We start from the raw sequence: 20,334 nt of genomic DNA, 5'->3' as shown, positions 1-20,334 counted from the left end.
TGCAGAGAGTGTAGATAACGGCTCAGCGTTACCAAGCCAGGCTCACCGCAGGGGGTCCCACCCGCGTTCGAGCTGGGCCTGGATCCGGAGGATGTTCTTCACGTACAGCTTCGTGTCGGGGTACATGCCGTTCTTCTTCACGCCGCCGAGGCCCTGGTAGTAGCCCGCCACCGCGATGTCCAGCCGCGCGGCGCGGGTCAGGCGGCCGAGGAGTACGACGCCCGCGGTGACGTTGTCGCGGGGCTTCAGCAGATCCAGGTCGCGGCCGACGAGCCGGGAGGTGAACCGGCCGGTCGACGGGATCACCTGCATCGCGCCGATCGCGTTCGCCGGCGAGACCACCCGCTGCTTCCAGCCCGACTCCTGCCAGCTGACCGCGAGCGCGAGCTCCGGGTCGACGCCGTACTGCTTCGCCGTACTCACGATCAGTGCGCGCATCTGCGACCTCGTCGGCAGCTTGCGCTTCTTGAGGATCGCCCGGTTGCGGTTGGCCGCGGCGACCACGCGGTCGGAGTACGTCCGGCCGGCGAAGGTGTTGTCGGTGCGCGCCTTCGGGCGGAGCTTCACCGGGACCTGCAGCGGCTTGCCCGCGTAGATCGGGTCGCCGGGCTTCAGCCCGTTGGCGGCGAGCAGGTTCGCCTGGGAGCACTTGTAGCGCTTCGCGATGCCCGAGATCGTGTCGCCGCGCTTGACGACGTACGTCACCCGCCCGAGCTGCGACCGCTTGGCCGCCGTCGTCGACCCGTTGCCGGCGCCCTTCGAGGACCCCTTCGCCGAGGGGACCTTGAGCACCTCCCCGGCGTAGATCGCGTTGCCGTTGCCGGGCAGCTTGTTCAGCGCGACCAGCGTGCCGACGGTCGTCCCGTACCGGCTCGCGATGTGGCTGAGCGTGTCACCCTGCTTGACCTTGTACGCGCCGAAGCCGGGCGACCCCGCCGTGATCACCGCCGCCGTCAGCACCGGTACCGCCAGGCCGCTCAGAATCCGTACGACGTTGCGCATTGCTACCAACTCCCCGTGTGAACGTCACCTGACCGTATGTGCTGGGACGGATGTGACAACAGGGGCTGATGGGGTTCCTGGGACGCCTGTAACGTAAAGGTTACAATTCAAGACTGAACTACATTGTTGTAGTTCACAATCCGTCCGGTTGCTGAGGGCAACCGGTGGGTCAGTGGCCGAACCGGCTGACCAGGAAGGGTTTTCCGAGCTCCGGCAGATTTCCGGTCCGCACGGTCTCGGCCAGCAGCTGGGCCGTGACCGGGGTCAGCAGCACGCCGTTGCGGTAGTGCCCGGTTGCCCAGAGCAACCGCTCCACACCGGACGGACCGAGCACCGGCGCGTTGTCCGGCGTCGCGGGACGCAGGCCGGCGATCGACTCGACCAGCTCCAGCTCGTCGGTGATCGGCAGCACGGTGCGCGCGTCGCGGAGCAGCGCGAACACTCCACCCGCCAGCACTCGGGTGTCGTAGCCGAGCTCGGTGCTGGTCGCACCGACCACCAGCTCGCCTCCGGGGCGCGGTACCAAGTAGACGGAGAAGCCGCGGGCCGTGGCGCGCACGGTGTGCCGCAATGCCGGGCGGTACGCCTCCGGGACGCGCAGCCGCAGTACCTCCCCCTTCACCGGCCGTACCGGCGGACGGAGTTCCTCGGGTACGCCGTCCAACTGCGACGACCACGGCCCCGTGGCCGCGATCACCTGACCCGCATGCACCGTCTCGCCGTTGTCTAGCAGTACGCCGGTCGCGGTCGTGCCGGAGGTGATGACGCGCGCCACGCGCCGGCGGATCAGCTGGACGCCGGACAGCTCCACGGCACGCAGCAGGGTGGCGACGGCTTGCCGGTTGTCGACAGAGTGATCGCCGGGCACCCAGACCCCGCCGGACACACCGGTGGCGAGCAGGGGCTCGCGGCGGCGTGCGTCGCGGCCGGACAGCTCTTCCACCTCGAGACCGAGCCGGCGCTGGTAGTCGGCGAGCCTGCGCAGCGCCGCGACGTCGTCGACGTCGTACGCGACGGACAGCGTGCCGGTCTGGTGCAGCCCGGCCGGCTGACCGGTGAGCTCCTCCAGTTCGGCCGCGAAGGCCGGCCAGGCGTTGACCGACGCCAGGTTCAGCGCCAGCAGTTCGTCCTCGCCGTACTCCACCTCAGTGACCGGGGCCAGCATGCCGGCCGCGACGTTCGAGGTCTGCGCGCCGGGAGTCGGGTCGCACACCGTCACCCGGACCCCGTCCGCGGCCAGCCGCCACGCGGTCGCCAGACCGATCAGCCCACCGCCGATCACTACGACATCGGACGTCAATTGAGGCATGCCGGAAGCCTACGTCCGGGCCGACATGGCAGGCTTTGGGGTGTGACTGACCACACCGACCGCCTCGCGGATGCCCGGCTCTACCTGTGCACGGACGCGCGGGAGAAGCAGGGTGATCTCGACCAGTTCCTCGACGCCGCGCTGGCCGGCGGCGTGGACATCGTGCAGCTCCGGCAGAAGGAGATGGAGGCTGCCGACGAGCTCGCCGCGCTGGAGGTGTTCGCGGACGCCTGCCGGCGACACGGCAAGCTGCTGGCGGTGAACGACCGCGCGGACATCGCGTTCGCGGCGGGTGCCGACGTACTGCACCTGGGTCAGCGTGACCTGCCGGTGCACGCGGCCCGGGCGATCGTCGGACCGTCGCCGATCGTCGGGCGGTCGACCCACAGCTTCAGCCAGGTGAACGCGGCGGTGGACGAGGTCGGCTCCGACTACTTCTGCGTCGGCCCGACCTGGGAGACGCCGACCAAGCCGGGCCGGCAGGCGGCCGGTCTGGAGCTCGTGTCGTACGCCGCCGGTCGCCGGCAGCCGAAGCCCTGGTTCGCGATCGGCGGGATCGACCTGGAACGCCTGGACGAGGTCATCGAGGCGGGCGCCACCCGCGTGGTCGTCGTCCGGGCGATCACCGACGCCGACGACCCGGGTGCGGCGGCCGCCGAGTTCAGCCGGCGGTTGCGGGAGGCCGGGTGAGCCCGAAGACCACGCGGATCGTCGCCGTGGTGGTGATCGCCATGCTGGTGCTCACCCTGGCGGCGTCGCTGATCGGCTGCGCGCCGGACAAGCAGTCCGGGTCCGCAGACGTCGATCCGGAGAGCGGTCTGCGGTACGTCGCGGTCGCCGACCTGCCGAAGGAGGCGCGCGACACCCTGAAACTGATCGACCAGGGCGGCCCGTATCCGTACAGCCGCGACGGCGTGGTGTTCGGGAACTTCGAGCAGCTCCTGCCCAAACACGACCGCGGGTACTACCACGAGTACACGGTGAAGACGCCGGGGGAGATGGACCGCGGCGCCCGCCGGATCGTCACCGGGAACGGCGGTCAGCGTTACTACACGGATGACCACTACAAGTCGTTCCGCCGGATCGCGGAGGACGGGGGAACATCGTGAGCAAGCTCCAGGACCTGCTGGCCGAGGGGCTGCGGCCGGGGGTCTATCGCTGGCCGTCCGCTCCGGATGCGGACGAGGTACGGCGGGACGCTGCCGCAGCCGGGTTCGGGTTCGTGCTGCTCGACACCGGGGAGATCCACGACAAGGCCGGCTTCCTGGACCTGTGCGCGACGGCATTCGACCTGCCGCGCTGGTTCGGCCGGAACTGGGACGCGCTGGCGGACTCGCTGAGCGACCGCTCCACCGGTGAGCCCGAGGTCGTGCTGTGGACCGGCCTGCGCAACCTGCTCGAACACGACCACGACACCGTCGACGTCGCGCTGCAGATCTTCGCCGAGGACACCACGAACTCCGGTCAGCTCCGGGTGCTCGTCGACGAGCCCGAGTCGCCTGACCTGCTCAGCTCACTGCCTGTCCTGTAGGCGCTCGCCCAGCTCGTCCAGGTCCTTCGCGAACAGCAGGTTGTGGCCGCGGTTGCTCTCTCGCACCCAGTCCGCCAGCGGCTTGCTCGCCGCGACCCGGTCCGAGATGTCACCGACCACGGCGAGCCCCATCTGGTACATCACGAACTTCTGCGTGATCGCGCCGGCCAGCCCGCTCTGCAACTCGAAGAACTCGTCGCCCAGCTGCTCCGGCGTGAACGCGATCCACTCCGCCTGGTGCGCGTAGTGCGCGTCGACGATGAGCTGCACGGCGTCGCTCTCGCCGCCGAGCGCCGTGTCGCTCACGTGAACCTGCACCCCAGCCAGCTGCACCATGTCACTCAAAATACCCTAAATGCCCGTAATCAGCCATTTATAGGGAATTCTAAGGAACGTGCCTTACGCTGAGGGGATGGCCCAGGAGCTGTACTCGGTGGAGCAGGTCGCGAACCGCCTGGGGCTGCACGTCCGTACGATCCGCAACTACGTGCGCGACGGCCGGCTGAAGGCCGTGCGGATCGGGAAGCAGTACCGGATCAGCCGCGAGGACCTCGAGGAGTTCACCGGGACACCGACGGCCGTGCTCGACGTCGACCGCTCCGCGCGGCACGTCGAGGCGTCCAGCATCGTGCACATCGACGCCGTCGACCGCGCCACCGCGGACCGGCTCACGACCCACATCCACGGCGCCCTGAACCAGCCCGAGGCGGTGCACCTCAAGGCCGAGACGATCTACGACGAGGAGCGCGCCGTACTCAAGGTCATCGTCCTCGGCAGCCTGCCGGCCACCGCCGACCTGCTCCGGCTGATCAACCTGCTTGCGGACCAATAACCCGGGTGCCTGCCTACTCACCTGGAGGGTTGCCCACTGAAAATATCGACGGGCAACCCTTCAGGTCGACGGGCAACCCGCCCTCTTACACGACCCGGGACGTGGCCGCGACCGCCAGGTCCGTGAGCGCCTTCCGGGCCGCGTCGTCGGCGAGCGGAGCGCGGTCGAGCGCGTCGAGGGCGTCCTCGGTGCGGTCCGTGATCAGGTCCTCGCAGGCCTGGACGGCGCGGGAGTCCTGGAGGATCTCGCGGAGCAGCTGGATCTCGTCGTCGTCGAGGTCCGGGCGGCCGAACAGCCGGTCGAACTCCACCAGTTGCGCCTCCGACGCGTGGTCGACGGCGTACGCGATCAGCACCGTCCGCTTGCCTTCGCGCAGGTCGTCACCGGCCGGCTTCCCGGTCAGCGCGGGATCGCCGAACACGCCGAGCAGGTCGTCGCGCAACTGGAACGCCTCGCCGAGCGGCTGCCCGTAACCAGACAGCGCGGAGATCAGCCGCTCGTCCCCGCCCGCCAGCGCGGCGCCGATGTGCAGCGGCCGTTCGATCGTGTACGTCGCCGACTTGTAGCGCAGGACCCGCAGCGCCAGGTCCATGTCCGACTCACCGCTCGCTTGCGCGACGAGGTCGAGGTACTGCCCGGCGGTGACCTCGACCCGGACCGCATCGAAGTACTGCTCGGCCCGGGCCAGCGCGGCCGCGTCGAAACCGGACGTGTGCAGCAGCTCGTCGGCCCAGATCAGGCACAGGTCGCCGAGCAAAATCGCCGCGCCGATGCCGAACCCGACCGGGTCGCCGCCGTGCCCGGACTTCTCCGCGCGCTCCCGCTGCAGCGCCTCGAACCGCCGGTGGGCCGCCGGTGCGCCGCGCCGCACGTCGGAGGAATCCATCACGTCGTCGTGCACCAGCGCGCTGACGTGCAGCATCTCCAGGCTCGCCGCGGCGGTCAGGATCGGCAGCTGCGGGTCACCGCCCGCGGCCCGGAAACCCCAGTAGCAGAAGGCCGGCCGCAACCGCTTGCCGCCGCTCGTCGCGTCCCGCGCGGCCTGGACCTGCTCGGTCAGCTCCGGCCCGATCGCCGCCAGCCGCTGCTCCTGCCGGTCGAGGAACCTGGTCAGTGCTTGCTGGATCCCGCCCGGTACGTCCACGTCGTCCACGTCTCGGAGCGTAGTCGGTGGGCAGACGCCGACGACCACCGCGGGTAACCTGACGGCATGGCGAACGGACTTCCCTCGACGCTGCCCGGCGGTGCGCCGACCATCCGTGAGCTGCTCGCGTCCGGAGGCCGGTCGTTCTCGTTCGAGTTCTTCCCGCCGAAGACGCCGGAGGCCGAGGAGGTGCTGTGGCGCTCGATCCGGGAGATCGAGCAGCTGCGGCCGACGTTCGTCTCGATCACGTACGGCGCCGGCGGGACGACCCGGGACGGCACCATCCGGGTCACCGAGCGGGTCGCGCAGGACACCTCGCTGACGCCGCTCGGGCACCTGACCTGCGTCGCGCACTCCCGCGACGAGTTGCGCTCGGTGATCGGCGCGTACGCCGGCTCCGGCGTCCGGAACATGCTGGCCCTGCGCGGCGACCCGCCCGGCGGCCCGAACCAGCCCTGGGTCGCGCACCCCGAGGGACTGAACCACGCGATCGAACTGGTCGAGCTGATCCGCTCGCTGGGCGACTTCTGCGTCGGCGTGGCCGCCTTCCCGGACAAGCACCCGGAAGCGGCCTCGCTCGAGGCGGACGCGCAGGTGCTGGCCGCGAAGGCGCAGGCCGGTGCGGACTACGCGATCACCCAGATGTTCTTCGGCGCCGACGACTACTTCCGGCTCGTCGACCGGGCGGCCGCGCTCGGCTGCGACATCCCGGTGCTGCCGGGCATCATGCCGGTGACGAACATCAAGCAGATCCAGCGGATGGCCGAGCTGACCGGCATGGCGCTGCCGAAGGCTGTGACCGACCGGCTGCTCGCCGTCGAGGACGAGCCGGCGGCGGTCCGCGAGGTCGGCATCGAGATCGCCACCGAGCTCTGCGAGCGGCTCCTCGAGGGCGGCGCCCCCGGCATTCATTTCATTACGTTGAACAGATCGACCGCGACCCGACAGGTCTTCCGCAACCTCGGCGCATCGGTCGTATCCTGACGCAATGGCTGACCCGTCGGACCTGTTGATCGACCGTACTCTCGTCCTCCTCCGGCACGCCAAGGCGGTGCCGGCGGAGACCCATCCCGAGCTGCCCGATGTCGAACGCCCGCTGGCCGATCGCGGCCGCGCGGACGCGGGCGCGGCCGGCCGGCAGCTCGTTGCCCAAGGCATCGAAGCCGACCTGGTGCTGTGCTCGCCGTCGAAGCGCACCCGCGAGACCTGGAAGTACGTCGCCGAGGCCGGTGTCACCGCGAAGGACGTCTGGTACGACAAGCGGGTCTACAACGCGGACAGCGAAGGGCTGCTGGACGTCATCCACGAGGCCCCGGCGGAGGCCCGCACGGTGATCGTCGTCGGTCACGCCCCGGGCATCCCGTGGCTCGCCGACGAGCTGGCCCTGGACGGCACCAGCCCGGAACGCGTCGAGCTCACCCAGAAGTACCCCACCAACGGCCTCGCGACCCTGCACCTCACCTGCCACTGGGCAGACCTGTCCGCGAACGACGCGGACCTCGTCTCGTACGTCGTACCCCGCGCTTAGGAAGCCTTAGGAAGGTAGCCAGTGCGTCGTGCTGTTCACGGTGACGAGTCGCTGCGTCGCCCTGGTCAGCACGACGTACAGCGCGCGGACACCGCCTAGCGTGTCGCTGACGATCCGGTCCGGTTCCACGACCACGACCGCGTCGTACTCGAGGCCCTTGGACTCCAGCGGGCTGACCGCGATGACGCGCGCGTCGTCGAGCTCGGCCAGGACCGGGTCGACGGCAGGCCGCAGCGCGGGCGGCACGATCACGCCGACCGTGCCCTCGACCAGCTGGAGCAGCTCGGCGGCCGCGTCACCGGCTGCCTCCGCCACCTTGCCGGCGTCGAAGACCCGGTGCTCCGGCTCGACCTCGGTACTGCGGACCGCGTTCGGCAGGTCCGCGTCCGGGATGGACTGCCGGATCACCTCACCGGCGAACGCGTAGATCTCGGCCGAGTTCCGGTAGTTGGTGGACAGCCGGAACGTGTGCCGCTGCAGGTGCGACAACATCGAGTCCATCGCGGCGCGCGCCTCGTCCGGGTCCGGCCAGGAGCTCTGCGCCGGGTCGCCGACGATCGTCCAGCTGGCCTGCGGCCCGCGCCGGGTGACCATCCGCCACTGCATGGGGGAGAGGTCCTGGGCCTCGTCCACCAGCACATGCGCGTACTCCTCCGGCTCCTCGGCCTCGCGTGCGGCCGCGGCCCGGGCCCGGCGCTCGGAGCTCGTCAGTACTTCGTTGACGCCGTCCGACAGCCCTTCCAGCCAGTCGAACTCCTCCTCGGTGTTCTCCACGATCGGAGGCCGGCCGAGGAACGCGCTCAGCTCGTCGAGCAGCGCGACGTCCGCGATCGTGAACTCGGGCGTCGTCCGGATCGCGGTCGCGAGGGCGTCGATCTCGGCCGGCGTGAGGTCGTTGCGGGCCCAGCGCTGCAGGCGGCGCGGGTCACCGAGCCAACGCAGCGCTGCCTCAGGTGTGACCACCGGCCACCACTGGGCGAAGAACGTCCGGAAGGCGGGCGTGTCGGTGACCCGGTCGCCGAACGCCTCGCGATCGCCGAGCGGTCCGGTGCGCAGGTCCTCCGGGAACCGCTGCCACAGGGCCGCGACGAGCCCCTTGCGCGCCTCGGCCGCCGCGCGGTTGCGGGCGGTGCGGCGCAGCGCGTTCCGCCGTACGTTGTCGAGCTGGTTGGCGTCGAGCTCGACCGTGGCGCCGCCGACGAACACCCGGAGCGTGGTCGGCGCGTTCGGCACCCGGTCGCGCGCGGCCCGCGACAGCACGCCGCGCATCCGGAGCGAGCCCTTGATCGCGGCGACCTCGGCGTCGTCGACCGCGGTCGCCTTCACGCCGTCGACGAGCTCACCGACGGCCCGCAGCGAGACGGTGTTCTCGCCGAGGCTCGGCAGCACCCGCTCGATGTAGGCCATGAACGCCGCGGACGGCCCGACGACGAGTACGCCGCCACGCTCGAAACGCCGGCGGTCGCTGTAGAGGAGGTACGCCGCCCGGTGCAGCGCGACCACCGTCTTGCCGGTGCCCGGGCCGCCGCCGATCACGGTGACACCACGGGCAGGCGCCCGGATCGCCTCGTCCTGCTCCGCCTGGATGGTGGCGACGATGTCGCGCATCGTGCGGCCACGGGCCCGCGACAGCGACGCCATCAGCGCGCCCTCGCCCATCACGGGCAGGTCCTCCGGCGCGCGCTCGGGCGCCAGCAGGTCGTCCTCGAGTCCGGCGATCCGCGGGCCCTTGTTCCGCAGGACGCGTCGGCGGACGACCTTCTGGCGGTCGGTGGCGGTGGCCCGGTAGAACGGCTCGGCCGCGGGCGCACGCCAGTCGATCACCAGCGGCTCGTACTCCGCGTCGCGGACGCCGATCCGCCCGACGTACAGCTTGTCGAGCTCGGCCGCGCTCTCGGCCGGCGGCTGGTCGTCACCCCGGTCGGAGTCGAGCCGGCCGAACACCAGGCCCTCGTGCTCCGCGTCCAGTTCGGCGATCCGGCGGGCGGCCGCGAACACCAGCACGTCCCGCTCGTACAGCCCGGTCTGCTCCTCCTCGCGGACCCGGCCGACGTTCTGCGCCTGGCCGCGCTGGTGACCTTCGACGGCGATCCGCGACGCCGACCGGGCGGCTTCCTCGACCCGGCCGTACACCCGGTCGACGTGTTGTTGCTCAGCCGCCAGCTCAGCCCGCTCCACAGTCTCCACGTTGTCGTGGTCGTCGTGATCGGCCGATGTGGGGGTTTGATCCACCGAGGTCCTCTCTACCGCCGGGCTCGTGCCCCGCTCAGAACACAAGAACAACCAATCTTAGTTCGCTGCGGTGTCCAACCCCACAGGGGTCCAGCACAATCCCTAGGCCTTCCCGACGGCGTCCGCGACGATCGCCGCACCGAGGGCCGTCGCCGGTACGCCGGAGCCCGGATGGGCGCCCGCGCCGACGCAGTACAGGCCCTTCACGGGCGACACGTTCGCGGGCCGGCGGCGGGCGGTCTTGTAGCCCTCCCACGCCACACCGGCCCACCATGATGGCGACGTCTGCCGCGACACCACGTGCTCGCGGACCGGCAGCCCACGGGCGACCAGCAGGTCCAGTACGTCGTCGGTGGGGTAGCCGTGGACCAGCACGGACCACGCCTGGTGACCGGCAGGCGCCGTACCGCCTGTCCGGACGACAACGGTCGGGGTGCCGTGCAGCACGGTCTCGAACGGCAGCTCCGGCACCGGGTCCTTGAGACCGAGGTGTACGACGTACGCCGCCTGCGCCTGGTGTGTCGACAGGACCTTCTTGCGCACCGTCTTGGCCGCGGGGTCGTCGACGAGGCGCTCGAACAGGTCTCGCGGGTCGATGTCGCTCACGACGATGTCCGCGGCGAGCTCCTCGCCGTCAGCGAGCCGTACGCCGGTCACAGCGCTGTCGGTGGTGGTGATCGCGACGACCTCCGCGCTGGTGCGCACGGTGATCTTGCGTTCGCTCGCCCGCTGCACCAGGGCGTCGGCCAGCGCTCCGAATCCGCCGGCGATCGTCCAGCGGCCGAAGGTGCGCTCGAGATACGACCAGACGCCCATGTACCCCGGCGTGAGGCTGGCATCCGAGCCGCCCTGAGCCGCGAAATGCCGCAGTACCGCTCGGGCGCGGTCGTCGCTGAGCTCGCGCTGCGCGACCTTCTCCAGCGATCGCCAGGGCTTCAGGGCCCGGATCGTCTTGAGGGACAGCTTGTCCTCGAGCGGCGGCTCCAGCGACGTCTTCCGGAGGATCTGCCACGTGTCGCCGTACCCGTCGACCAAGGCGGTCCACTGCTCGGCCACAGCACCACCGGCCAGGCCGGTCCAGGCCTCCTCCTGGGCGCCGCGGTCGCTGACCGGCAGGTCGAGGACGGAGCCGTCGGCGAACAGGTGACGGCGTGGCTCGGTCACCGGGTCGAGCTGGACCAGGCTCTCGATCGGGCGACCGCTCTTGCGGAACAGGTCGCGCAGCGCGGCCGGCAACGTCGTACTCGCCGCTCCCGCGTCCCAGGTGAAGCCGTCCGCCTCGACCCGGCCCAGCGCACCGCCCAGGCGCTCGTCGCGCTCGCAGACGGTCACCTGGTGGCCGAGCTTGGCCAGCCGCACAGCACTCGCGAGACCGGCCAGACCGGCCCCCACGACAATCACGTTCGCCATCAGACAGCACTGCTCCCGCTCGCTGGGGTTCCACGTTGCTCGCGCCACGCCTTGAAGCGCTGATACCCGCGCCGGATGAACCGGAACGCGAGGTAGACGCCGATCAGGCCGAGCAGCAGGAGTATGCCCGCGATGATCAGCGCGACCTCCGGGTGGAACGCGGCCAGCGACACCACCCCGGCGACCGCGATGTCCTCACCGGACGAGGCGGCGATGTTGGTGACGGGCTCGGGGGAGGTGTTGATCGCGAGCCGCAGGCTCGACTTCACCGCGTGCGAGAGCAGCGCCACCAGACCGCCCGCGGCGGCGGTCAAGGCCTGCTCGAGCGTGCCCGCCTCGCCCGACATCAGCGCGGCGATCACCGTGCCGACGGTCGGCCGGATCACCGTCGAGATGGCGTCCCAGGCGGAGTCGACGTACGGGATCTTGTCGGCGACGAACTCGAACGCGAACAGCACCGCCGCCGTGATCAGCACCGGCGTGCTGGTCAGTGCCTCCGGTACGTCGTCCGCGCCCGCGAACCGGCCCAGCAGGCCGAGAATCAGCACACAGGCGTAGGCGTTCACGCCACTGGCCCAGCCCGTCGTCACCGCCAGCGGCAGCGCTTCCATCCGCGTACTCCGTAACCGTTGGTGCCCGGCATGATTTCGTCAGTATCGAACCCAAGTGCGCGAGTTTTGGTTAACCGTTGACATCCGCGTCGCCTCGACTCACAGTGACTAGGCTGCCAGTCTGTGTGACCGGCACCCGCCCACGGGTTCAGGAGAACATCATGCTGCGTCGTCCGAAGATTCTTGCCGCACTGGCTGCGGTAGCGCTGCCGGTCGCCCTGACCGGCGTGTCGTCCGAAGATCCACCTGCCGTCGCCTCGTCCACACCGTCCGCGTCCGCTGCCGCCTCGGCATTCAGTGCGGCGGCCGCGCAGTACGGCGTACCGAAGGCGGTCCTGCTGGCCGTCTCGTACGCCGAGTCCCGCTGGGACGACCACGCCGGCGCGCAGAGCACGTCGGGCGGCTACGGCCCGATGCACCTGACCGCTCCCGGTGCGGCGAAGGCCGCCGACCTGTCCGACAAGCAGAAGGTCGCCCGGGCCGACTCGCTGCGCACGCTGTACAAGGCCGCCGAGCTGACCGGACTGGACCCGGTCGCGCTGCGCAAGGACACCACGGCCAACATCCACGGCGGCGCGGCCCTGCTGGCGTCGTACCAGAAGTCGCTCGGCCTGCCGGTCGGTGCGGACACGTCGCCGGCGCAGTGGTACGGCGCGGTGGCGTCGTACGCCGAGGCGGGGGACAAGGCCGGCGCGGCCGGGTTCGCCGACGACGTCTACGCGATCCTGGCGCGCGGCGCCGCGCGGACGACGAACACGGGCCAGCAGATCGTGATGCCGGCGCTCGCGGTGACGCCGGACAAGTCGCAGCTCGCGAAGCTGTCGCTTCCGGACGGTGTGAAGGCCGCGACGTCGGACGTGGAGTGCCCGCCGTCGCTCGGCTGCGAGTGGCTGCCGGCGCCGTACCAGGACCTGGGTGGCGGCGACTACGGCAACCACGACAAGGCCGACCGGCCGAAGACCGGCGACATCGACTACATCATCGTCCACGACACCGAGGGCGGCTGGCGGGGCGTGCTGAACCTCGTCCAGGACCCGACGTACGTGAGCTGGCAGTACACGATGCGCTCGTCGGACGGCCACACCTGGCAGCACGTGAAGGCCAAGGACGTCGCCTGGCACGCCGGCAACTGGTACGTGAACATGCACAGCATCGGCATCGAGCACGAGGGCTTCGCGGCGCAGGGCGCCACCTGGTACACCGAGTCGCTCTACCGCAACTCGGCCAAGCTGGTGCGCTACCTGGCCGTGAAGAACAACATCCCGCTCGACCGCGCGCACATCATCGGCCACGACCAGATTCCGGGGACGATTCCCGCCAACGTCCGCGGCATGCACTGGGACCCGGGACCGTACTGGGACTGGGAGCACTACATGGAGCTGATCGGCGCTCCGATCTGGGGCCAGTCGGTGTTCCCGGTGCGCGAGGGCTCGATCGTCACGATCAAACCGGGCTTCGGCGACAACGTCCAGGTCCTCACCAACTGCACCGGCGCCGGGACCACCTGCACACCGCAGGGCACCAACTTCGTGTACCTGCGGCAGGCGCCGAACGACAACGCGCCGCTGGTCAAGGACCTCGGCCTGCACCCGGACGGCTCCGACAGCACCACCGTGGTGTCCGACATCGGGGCCCGCGCGGCCGCCGGTGCGAAGTACGTCGTCGCCGAACGCCAGGGCGACTGGGTCGCGGTCTGGTACCTGGGCGCGAAGGGCTGGTTCAAGAGCCCGGCGTCGGCGCCGGACGCGTTCGCCAAGCCGGGGCTGGTCGTGAAGCCGAAGGCGGGGAAGACGTCGGTGCCGGTGTACGGGCGGGCCTATCCGGAGCAGTCGGCGTACCCGGCGGGGATTCCGTACCAGACGGTGACTCCGCTGCAGTACTCGATCGGCGAGGGGCAGGCGTACCCGGTCGGTGACCTGGACATCGAGACCGACTACTACCGGGCCGTGACGTTCGACGGGCAGCCGCCGGCCGACCACGTGCAGGTGCTCGGGAAGGACAAGTACTACCAGATCTGGTTCGGCCACCGGATGGCGTACGTCCGGGCCGCCGATGTGGACGTTCGACCGGCGGTCTAGTCTGTCGGCGTGATCGACGAAGCCGTCCAGTCTTTGCTGGGCGGCTTCGTCACGTCCGTACGCTCGGTCGCTGCCGTCGAGGCGGTGTGGCTACACGGCTCACTGGCATTGGGGGACTACCAGTTGGGGCGCAGCGACCTCGACGTCATCGCTGTCGTCTCGTCGCCGGCGCCCGCGGCCGTGGCCGACGTACATCGGGAGCTGATCAGCAAGGACCCGTTGGCGGACAAGCTGCACTGCTCGTACATGCTGACGTCGCAGCTGGCGGAGCTGTCGGCTCCGCATCCGACGTTCGCGCAGGGCCGGTACTTCGAACGACCGGTGACGCCGGTGACCCGCCGGGAGCTTGTCATCGGCAACCGAACGCTCCACGGCCCGGCACCCGCCGAGCTGCTGCCGGCGGTCAGCGACGACGAGCTGTTCGCCTTCATCCGCCGGGACCTGCGGGACTTCTGGCTGCCGGCCGCGCAGAAGCGCGAGCCGTGGTACCACGACATCTGGGTCGACCTCGGGCTGCTCACGACCGCTCGCGCGCACGTGACGCTGGCCACGGGCGACCTGATCACCAAGCGCGCCGCGTTCGACGTCCTGCCACGGCTCGGCGCGCCGGCGGACGTGGTCGAGGACATCCGGCGCCGCCGGTACGGCCCGGACGAGGTCAAGACCGGGCCGTGGTGGCGGCACACGCGCGCGGGGCTGGCGCGGCGGTTCGTGCGGACCGCGATTCCCGCGCTGCTCAGTTGACGGTGACCGGGGTGCCCTCGGTGAGCTTCAGGAGTTCGCCGTACGTCGTGGGGAACACCGAGTGCGGGATGCCCGCGGCGGCCCAGACGACGTCGTACTGCTCGAGCGCGCTGTCGACGTACGTCGGGACCCGGCCCGGGTGCCCGACCGGGGCGACGCCGCCGATCGCCTGACCGGTGTGCTCCTTGACGAACTCCGGGGTGGCCCGCTTGAGCTTGCCGATGCCGAGCTCGGCGGCGACCTTCGCGGTGTCCACGCGGTGCGCGCCGGAGGTGAGGATCAGGACGGGGCTGCCGTCGCCGTCGAAGATCAGGCTGTTGGCGATCGCGCCGACCTCGCAGCCGAGTTCGGCCGCCGCCGCGGCGGCGGTCGGCACGGCCTCGTCCAGGATCACGATCTCGCCGGTGGCGCCGGCGGCCCGGAGCGCGTCGGCGACCTTCTGCACGTTGGGATGACTACTCACCCTGGTGAGCTTAGGCGAGGGTCGCGGCACCGAACGAAACGTTGAACCGGTCGCACCAGATCGAGACGCTGCGGAAGTTCTCCAACTTGACGCTGTCGGGGATCTTGTAGTTCTGGTTGCCGTGGTTGCCCTTGAGGTCGCCGAGGTTGTGGTAGCTGCCGTCGTCGAAGACGTGCCAGCCCGCCTTGCCGGCGACCACCTTCGCGTCGGTCAGCCAGACCTTGAGGTCGGGGCCGTCGGAGGTGTCGAGGTTCTCGATCCGGAGGATCCGGCTGCCGTCGGGGAGCGCCAGGACGGCGACCTTGCCGGAGGTGGTGTGCTCGTGGGTGATCAGGGTGCCGCTGAGCAGGACCTTCGGGCCGGTTGCCTTGGGTGTGGCAGTCGCCGTGGTCGTGGGTGTCGTCGTGGGTGTGGTCCGCGCGGCCGGCGCCGTCGGGCGCTCGACGGAAATTGTCGGTGGCGTCGTCGACGATGAAGTCGTGGAGATCGGAGCAGTGCCGGGCAGCGCCTCGTCGACGACCTTGTCGGTGAACAGCCGCCACGGCTGGAAGAGCGGCAGCGCCACCGCTGCCACCACGACGGCGACCGCCGCCGCGGCGATTCCTGCTGTCCGTTTCCGCATCGTCCGTCCCTTCGTTCCGGTGCTCCCAGTCTGGCGGCCGGAGCGCGCCCGCGGCGACGCGCCGGGATTACGGCCCGTTGACGTCTGTCGGCGGGCGACGATACGCTTCCAGTGTTCGAACAGATGTTCGATTGCCTCGGTCCCGGTTTCGTCGGGAGGCCGGCCCGGGGCGAGCCGGACAGCTGGACGGCTCCGGTGCGGAGTTGCGGCCGCATCGGAATCCGGTGGCCCCGGCGGTCCGGGCAGCGGGATGGTCCTCGACCCCCATCCCGCGCCCGCCCGCCGGGCCGCCGACCCGGAGCCGGTCGATCAGGAGCAACGTTCGGGACCCAGGAGGCGATGGAACATGTGGGAGTTCGACGACGCCGTCGAGGTGCACTCGGTGTCCGTGGACGGTGTGCAGACCCCCGACCAGTTCCTCTGGCGCGGCCGCCTGTGGCGGGTCCGCTCCGTCACCTCGCACTGGACCGAGACAGCCGCCTGGTGGGAGCGCGGCGTGATCGGCACCGGCCACACCCACGACCCCCGCGCCACCCACCGGCACGCCGACCCGTCCGAAGCCAACCGCACCGTCCTGGCCGCCGACGCCCGCACTGACGTCCGCACCGATGCTCACGCCGAGCGCCGGGTCGCGGTCGACTCGCTCGCGCGGATCGACGCGGCGACGGTCGCCGAGGTCTGCTCGGCGGCCCGCGGTCCGCGTCCCACCCGCAGCAACCGAGCCGGCGTGGCAGCGGCGGCCAACCCCCGTTCGCGCCCCGCTGCCACGCTTCCCTCCCTGTCACACGCCACCCCGGCGGCCGTCGGCGTCCTCGACGCGGAATGGGGACCGGAGCGCGCGGTGTTCCGGGTAGAAGCGGGCTGCGGACGCTACGGACGGCAGGAGATGTTCGATCTCGCCCACGACCCGGCCTCGGGTCGTTGGCAACTGGAGAGGGTGACCGACCGATGACTGTTTCACCGGTATCGCCGGCCGCGGCCGGCGCGGCCAGCCGAGAGCTGTCCCGTGCCCGTGCCGCCCTGGCCGAGGCGATCGAGACCACCGACCACCTGATCCGCTACTCGAGCGCCCACGTCGCGGCGCTCCGGGTCGCGGCCGCGGTCCTCGCTGTCCGCGCCCGCCCGGTGCGCTCGGGCAGCCGCCGCCGGGTCCAGCGCAACGCCTGGGTGCTGCTGTCCGAGGTCGCGCCGGAGTTCGGCGAGTGGGCGACGTTCTTCGCCGCGGGCGCCTCCCAGCGCGCCGCCGCCGAAGCGGGCCTGGAGCGCGCCGTCACCACCCGCGAGGCCGACGACCTGGTCCGCGCGGTCGAGACGTTCTACACCCAGGTGGAAGCCAGCCTGCGGCTGTCCACCACCCCGGTGCTCACCGCAACCACCGACCCCCAGTCCGTCCTGACCCAGTCCTGGATGCAAGCCAGCTGATTCCCCGCAGTTTCAGGAGATCCCGACCGTGAGCGAACCCATGCGAGGCCAGGGCAAGGACCTCTGCGGTCGCGTCCACGCCCTCACCGGCGCCGAGTGCTACCTCCCGGACACCCACTACCCACGCCCACACCAGGCCCTGTCCGGCGATTCCTGGCACGACGGCCTCTGCACCCAGTGCGCCGGCTCCGGCCTCCACGCCGACGCCCTCTGCCCGACCTGCAACGGCACCGCCTTCGAACCCCTGACTCTGCCCGACACCTACCAACCGGGCTAGCCCACCAAGCACCCCAGCCGGGGTTGGCCCGCCGGGCATCTCAGCCGGGGTTGGCCCGGGCGCCTCAGCCGGGGTTGGCCCACCGAGCGCCTCAACGGGGTAGGCCGCCGAGCATCTCCTCGCGACGGCGTTGGATTAGCAGACAGGACCTCAGGGTGTTCGGCCGTCGGCCGTGCAGCGTCTAAGGTCGGCGGTGTGAGCGGACTTCCGGTGTTGGATGTCGAGGAGCAGCGGGTTCTCGGGAGCTTGCTGGAGAAGCAGGCGACGGTGCCGGCGTCGTACCCGTTGACGGCGAACGCACTGCGCACCGCCTGCAACCAGACCAGCAACCGCGACCCGGTCGTGGACTACGACCAAGGCACCGTCGAGCGCGTAGCCCGCGGCCTGCGGGACCGTGAGCTCTTGCGGATCGTCTGGGCCGACACCGGCCGGCGGACGTTGAAGTACCACCAGATCCTCGACGAGAAGCTCGAACTCGCGGACGACGAACGCGCGCTGATCACGGTCCTGCTCCTGCGCGGCGCCCAGGCACCGGGCGAACTGCGGACGCGGACCGAACGCCTGCACAAGTTCGACGACCGCACCGACGTCGAGGAATGCCTGCGCCGGATGGCCGCACGCCCCGAGCCGCTCGTCCGCGAACTCGAACGCCGCGCCGGCCAGCACGACCGCCGCTGGATCCACCTCCTCGGCCCGATCCCCGAAGCCGAAGCGGCCGCCGCGGTGGAGTCCGTCGACCGCGACACCGTGATCGCCGACGGGATCGAGGCGCGCGACGCCCGCGTGCGTACGGCGTACGACTCGGTCGCGACGACGTACGCCGACCAGTTGCTGGACGAGCTCGACGAGCTGCCGTTCGAGCGCTGGCTGCTCGACCGGGTGGTTGCCCACGCCAACGGCCGCCCGATCGTCGAGGTCGGCTCGGGCCCCGGGCATGTCACCGCGTACCTCGCCGACCGGGACGCCGACGTAACCGGCCTCGACGTGTCGCCGGAGATGGTCGCGGAGGGACGCCGGCGGTTCCCGCACTTGCGCTTCGAGATCGGCGACCTACGCCGCCTCGGCCGCCCACCGGCCAGCTCCGGCTGGTCCGCGGTCCTCGCCTGGTACTCACTCATCCACCTAGCGGCGTCCGAACTCCCCGACGCGATCGCCGCCCTGACCCGCCCCCTCGACCCCGGCGGCTGGCTGGTCCTGGCCCTCCACGCCGGCGAGGAGGTCCGCCACACCGACAATCTCCTAGGCCACGAGGTAGACCTCGACTACGTCCTCCACGACCCAACCCAAATCGCCACACTCGTAGAAGCCGCCGGCCTGACCAACCCCGAGTGGTACCTCCGCAACCCCATCCCCACCCGCTCCGAAACCACCCACCGCCTCTACCTAATAGCCCGCACCCCGTCCTAACCCACCCACCGCCCGGACCCCGCCGCCCCGTCCGCGTTCGAGCAGGCCAGTCAGGCGCACGTCGTACCGGCGGATGCAGGCTGTGTCTGCTGCCGCAACAGGCGGCGGGGGATCCGGGTGGATCCGGTGAGGTAGCAGACCCTCCCAGCTGCGGCCTCTGCCGGATCGGCCGGTGTGGTTAGGCCTTGGCGTACGTCTCCGCCGCGAGCGACTCGAACTCGAGTCCGACCGCCGGCTCGTTGCCGACGACCCACGCGTCGTGGCCGGGTTCGATCACGTACGCGATTCCCGGCACCACCCGCGCCTTCGTCCCGTCGTCGTGGACGACCTCCATCTCGCCGGACACGAGCGTGCCCACGTGCCGCACCTGGCAGGACTCACCGCCGATGACCGGCCGGATGCACTCCGACCACCGCCAGCCGGGCTGGAACGTGATCCGTGCGACGCTGGCCCCCGGCAGTTTGACGACGTCGACGCTCGTCTTGTCCGGCGTACGCCGCTCGTCCGGGTCGTCGAAGGACTTGCTGAAGATGGCCATGATCCCTCCCTGGTGATCGCATCTCCCCTTGTGCTGAGCGTCGCGCGACTGCGCCCGCGGCGACAGTCCCCGGGAGTTAAGAACTGCTTACGACAGGCGGCGGGACGGGCCGGGCACGGGTGGAAGTAGGGTGTGCCGGGGGCGGGGTGATCGGGGAATTCGGCTGGAGGGTTGATGGTGGAGCGGCGGCGACGGAGCGTCCGGACGGCGTTGGTGGGCGAGGCGCTGCGTGCTGCGCTGGCGGGGCTCGAACCGACCGAACCAGGCGCCGGGCTCGACATCGTCGACCTGGGCGGCGGTACCGGCGGCTTCGCGGTTCCGCTGGCCGTCGAAGGACACCGCGTGACGGTCGTCGACCCCAGCCCGGACGCGCTCGCCTCCCTCGAGCGACGCGCCCGCGACGAGGGCGTCAGCGAACTGGTCCGCGGCGTCCAGGGCGACGCGGCGGAGCTGCCTGGTTTGGCGGGGAAGTCGAGCGCGGACGCCGTACTGTGCCACGGAGTCCTCGAGGTGGTCGACGACCCGGTACAGGCGCTCCAGGCGATGGCCTCGGTCCTGCGCGAGGGCGGCGTACTGAGCCTGCTAGTTGCCCAACGCAACGCGGTCGTCCTCGCGCGCGCCCTCGCGGGTCACCTCACCGAGGCGCGGATCGCGCTGGAGGACCCCGACGGCCGCTGGGGCGCCAACGACCCGATGCCACGCCGCTTCGACGAGACAACCATCACGGTACAGCTGGCCGATGCGGGGTTCGAGGTGCAGACGGTGCACGGCGTACGCATGTTCGCCGACCTGGTCCCCTCCGCCTTCGTGGACACCGAACCAGGCGCCGCCGACTCCCTGGCCGAACTGGAACGAGCCGCCAGCCGCCACCCCGCCTTCCGAGCCCTGGCCACCCAGCTCCACATCCTCGCCACCCACTAACCAGCCGCCCCCGGAGTACGCCAGCAGGTTGCCCGGGCACGCCGGGTCGCGCCGGCTGAGCGAGTGCTGTCGGGGCGTGGTGCCATCCGGTACGGCGGTTCGCACAGCTGGCCGGGGACGTGCGGGGCGCCCGGGGCAGACAGGTACGTCGGCGCGCGCGTGAGAGTGGGGGACAGCGGCTCGCGCAGGGCGGCGCAGGTACGGCGTCTCGCGGGGATGAGCAGGTGTGGGTCGGGCGGCGGCGACGGAGGGTGATGGGTGGG

Annotated in this window: 23 protein-coding genes; 13 read left to right on the top strand and 10 right to left on the bottom strand. The window is 70.9% G+C overall.

Annotation, left to right across the window (positions count from 1 at the left end; genetic code table 11):
- Positions 1–42 precede the first annotated feature (42 nt).
- Together ABN611_RS37560 and thiO are read right to left on the bottom strand one after the other, a co-directional pair.
- Positions 43–1,002, bottom strand: a complete 960-nt coding sequence (locus ABN611_RS37560; protein WP_350277060.1) for a LysM peptidoglycan-binding domain-containing protein — start codon at positions 1,000–1,002, stop codon at positions 43–45.
- A gap of 169 nt (positions 1,003–1,171) precedes the next feature.
- On the bottom strand, positions 1,172–2,311 hold the full coding sequence (gene thiO, locus ABN611_RS37555) for a glycine oxidase ThiO (RefSeq protein WP_350277059.1): 1,140 nt from the start codon (positions 2,309–2,311) through the stop codon (positions 1,172–1,174).
- Positions 2,312–2,353: 42 nt separating this feature from the next.
- On the opposite strand from thiO, the gene thiE reads away from it, so the two are divergent.
- From thiE to ABN611_RS37540, 3 genes are read left to right on the top strand one after another with little or no spacing between them, the layout of a single operon-like run.
- Positions 2,354–3,001, top strand: coding sequence for a thiamine phosphate synthase (gene thiE / locus ABN611_RS37550; protein ID WP_350277058.1), 648 nt, complete (start codon positions 2,354–2,356; stop codon positions 2,999–3,001).
- On the top strand, positions 2,998–3,420 hold the full coding sequence (locus tag ABN611_RS37545; protein ID WP_350277057.1) for a ribonuclease: 423 nt from the start codon (positions 2,998–3,000) through the stop codon (positions 3,418–3,420). Before thiE ends, ABN611_RS37545 begins: the two co-directional genes overlap by 4 nt.
- Complete coding sequence (locus ABN611_RS37540) at positions 3,417–3,842, top strand: barstar family protein (protein ID WP_350277056.1); 426 nt, start codon at positions 3,417–3,419, stop codon at positions 3,840–3,842. Before ABN611_RS37545 ends, ABN611_RS37540 begins: the two co-directional genes overlap by 4 nt.
- On the opposite strand, the gene ABN611_RS37535 is transcribed toward ABN611_RS37540, so the two are convergent.
- Entirely contained in the window at positions 3,825–4,178 is a 354-nt protein-coding gene (locus ABN611_RS37535) for a DUF4180 domain-containing protein (protein ID WP_350277055.1), read from the bottom strand. The two genes, ABN611_RS37540 and ABN611_RS37535, sit on opposite strands and share 18 nt — an antisense overlap.
- Before the next feature lie 76 nt (positions 4,179–4,254).
- Here ABN611_RS37535 and ABN611_RS37530 point away from each other — a divergent pair, with 76 nt between their 5' ends.
- Positions 4,255–4,674: a helix-turn-helix domain-containing protein gene (locus tag ABN611_RS37530; protein ID WP_350277054.1), complete on the top strand. Its 420-nt coding sequence runs from the start codon at positions 4,255–4,257 to the stop codon at positions 4,672–4,674.
- 85 nt (positions 4,675–4,759) lie between these two features.
- Here the strand turns inward: ABN611_RS37530 and ABN611_RS37525 are convergent, their stop codons facing one another.
- The gene (locus ABN611_RS37525; RefSeq protein ID WP_350277053.1) at positions 4,760–5,827 is read right to left on the bottom strand and encodes a polyprenyl synthetase family protein; all 1,068 of its coding nucleotides are present in this window, start codon (positions 5,825–5,827) and stop codon (positions 4,760–4,762) included.
- Between the two features lie 57 nt (positions 5,828–5,884).
- On the opposite strand from ABN611_RS37525, the gene metF reads away from it, so the two are divergent.
- Together metF and ABN611_RS37515 are read left to right on the top strand one after the other, a co-directional pair.
- On the top strand, positions 5,885–6,802 hold the full coding sequence (gene metF / locus ABN611_RS37520; RefSeq protein WP_350277052.1) for a methylenetetrahydrofolate reductase [NAD(P)H]: 918 nt from the start codon (positions 5,885–5,887) through the stop codon (positions 6,800–6,802).
- 4 nt (positions 6,803–6,806) lie between these two features.
- The gene (locus ABN611_RS37515) at positions 6,807–7,346 is read left to right on the top strand and encodes a histidine phosphatase family protein (protein WP_350277051.1); all 540 of its coding nucleotides are present in this window, start codon (positions 6,807–6,809) and stop codon (positions 7,344–7,346) included.
- A gap of 6 nt (positions 7,347–7,352) precedes the next feature.
- Here ABN611_RS37515 and ABN611_RS37510 read toward each other — a convergent pair whose 3' ends face one another.
- From ABN611_RS37510 to ABN611_RS37500, 3 genes are all read right to left on the bottom strand, one after another.
- Positions 7,353–9,578, bottom strand: coding sequence for a UvrD-helicase domain-containing protein (locus ABN611_RS37510; protein WP_350277050.1), 2,226 nt, complete (start codon positions 9,576–9,578; stop codon positions 7,353–7,355).
- A 102-nt stretch (positions 9,579–9,680) separates the two neighbouring features.
- Positions 9,681–10,988 carry an FAD-dependent oxidoreductase gene (locus ABN611_RS37505; protein WP_350277049.1) on the bottom strand — a complete coding sequence of 436 codons (1,308 nt, stop codon included), beginning with the start codon at positions 10,986–10,988 and terminating at the stop codon, positions 9,681–9,683.
- A complete protein-coding gene (locus ABN611_RS37500) occupies positions 10,988–11,599 on the bottom strand; it encodes a DUF4126 domain-containing protein (RefSeq protein WP_350277048.1) in 612 nt (203 codons plus the stop codon). The genes ABN611_RS37505 and ABN611_RS37500 overlap by 1 nt, the downstream gene beginning before the upstream one ends.
- A 161-nt stretch (positions 11,600–11,760) precedes the next feature.
- On the opposite strand from ABN611_RS37500, the gene ABN611_RS37495 reads away from it, so the two are divergent.
- Both ABN611_RS37495 and ABN611_RS37490 read left to right on the top strand, forming a co-directional pair.
- A complete protein-coding gene (locus tag ABN611_RS37495; protein WP_350277047.1) occupies positions 11,761–13,677 on the top strand; it encodes an N-acetylmuramoyl-L-alanine amidase in 1,917 nt (638 codons plus the stop codon).
- Positions 13,678–13,686: 9 nt separating this feature from the next.
- A complete protein-coding gene (locus tag ABN611_RS37490) occupies positions 13,687–14,421 on the top strand; it encodes a hypothetical protein (protein WP_350277046.1) in 735 nt (244 codons plus the stop codon).
- Here ABN611_RS37490 and ABN611_RS37485 read toward each other — a convergent pair.
- Both ABN611_RS37485 and ABN611_RS37480 read right to left on the bottom strand, forming a co-directional pair.
- Positions 14,414–14,884, bottom strand: coding sequence for a YbaK/EbsC family protein (locus tag ABN611_RS37485; RefSeq protein ID WP_350277045.1), 471 nt, complete (start codon positions 14,882–14,884; stop codon positions 14,414–14,416). The two genes, ABN611_RS37490 and ABN611_RS37485, sit on opposite strands and share 8 nt — an antisense overlap.
- A gap of 10 nt (positions 14,885–14,894) precedes the next feature.
- Positions 14,895–15,506 (bottom strand): DM13 domain-containing protein, encoded by a 612-nt coding sequence (locus tag ABN611_RS37480; protein WP_350277044.1) that lies wholly within the window; start codon positions 15,504–15,506, stop codon positions 14,895–14,897.
- A 346-nt stretch (positions 15,507–15,852) separates the two neighbouring features.
- On the opposite strand from ABN611_RS37480, the gene ABN611_RS37475 reads away from it, so the two are divergent.
- The 4 genes from ABN611_RS37475 (at position 15,853) to ABN611_RS37460 (ending at position 18,612) form a co-directional block, all read left to right on the top strand.
- Positions 15,853–16,458, top strand: coding sequence for a DUF6504 family protein (locus ABN611_RS37475; protein ID WP_350277043.1), 606 nt, complete (start codon positions 15,853–15,855; stop codon positions 16,456–16,458).
- The gene (locus tag ABN611_RS37470) at positions 16,455–16,928 is read left to right on the top strand and encodes an SAV_6107 family HEPN domain-containing protein (RefSeq protein ID WP_350277042.1); all 474 of its coding nucleotides are present in this window, start codon (positions 16,455–16,457) and stop codon (positions 16,926–16,928) included. Before ABN611_RS37475 ends, ABN611_RS37470 begins: the two co-directional genes overlap by 4 nt.
- Positions 16,929–16,956: 28 nt before the next feature.
- Entirely contained in the window at positions 16,957–17,205 is a 249-nt protein-coding gene (locus ABN611_RS37465) for a hypothetical protein (protein ID WP_350277041.1), read from the top strand.
- 195 nt (positions 17,206–17,400) lie between these two features.
- On the top strand, positions 17,401–18,612 hold the full coding sequence (locus ABN611_RS37460) for a DUF480 domain-containing protein (protein ID WP_350277040.1): 1,212 nt from the start codon (positions 17,401–17,403) through the stop codon (positions 18,610–18,612).
- A gap of 178 nt (positions 18,613–18,790) precedes the next feature.
- On the opposite strand, the gene ABN611_RS37455 is transcribed toward ABN611_RS37460, so the two are convergent.
- The gene (locus ABN611_RS37455) at positions 18,791–19,150 is read right to left on the bottom strand and encodes a cupin domain-containing protein (protein WP_350277039.1); all 360 of its coding nucleotides are present in this window, start codon (positions 19,148–19,150) and stop codon (positions 18,791–18,793) included.
- Positions 19,151–19,324: 174 nt separating this feature from the next.
- Here ABN611_RS37455 and ABN611_RS37450 point away from each other — a divergent pair, with 174 nt between their 5' ends.
- The gene (locus ABN611_RS37450; RefSeq protein WP_350277038.1) at positions 19,325–20,071 is read left to right on the top strand and encodes a methyltransferase domain-containing protein; all 747 of its coding nucleotides are present in this window, start codon (positions 19,325–19,327) and stop codon (positions 20,069–20,071) included.
- Positions 20,072–20,334: the final 263 nt, after the last annotated feature.

Source organism: Kribbella sp. HUAS MG21 (assembly GCF_040254265.1).
Classification (GTDB): Bacteria; Actinomycetota; Actinomycetes; order Propionibacteriales; family Kribbellaceae; genus Kribbella.
The sequence above is the reverse complement of the archived record's forward strand: the minus strand, read 5'-3'. Positions and strand labels throughout refer to the sequence as shown.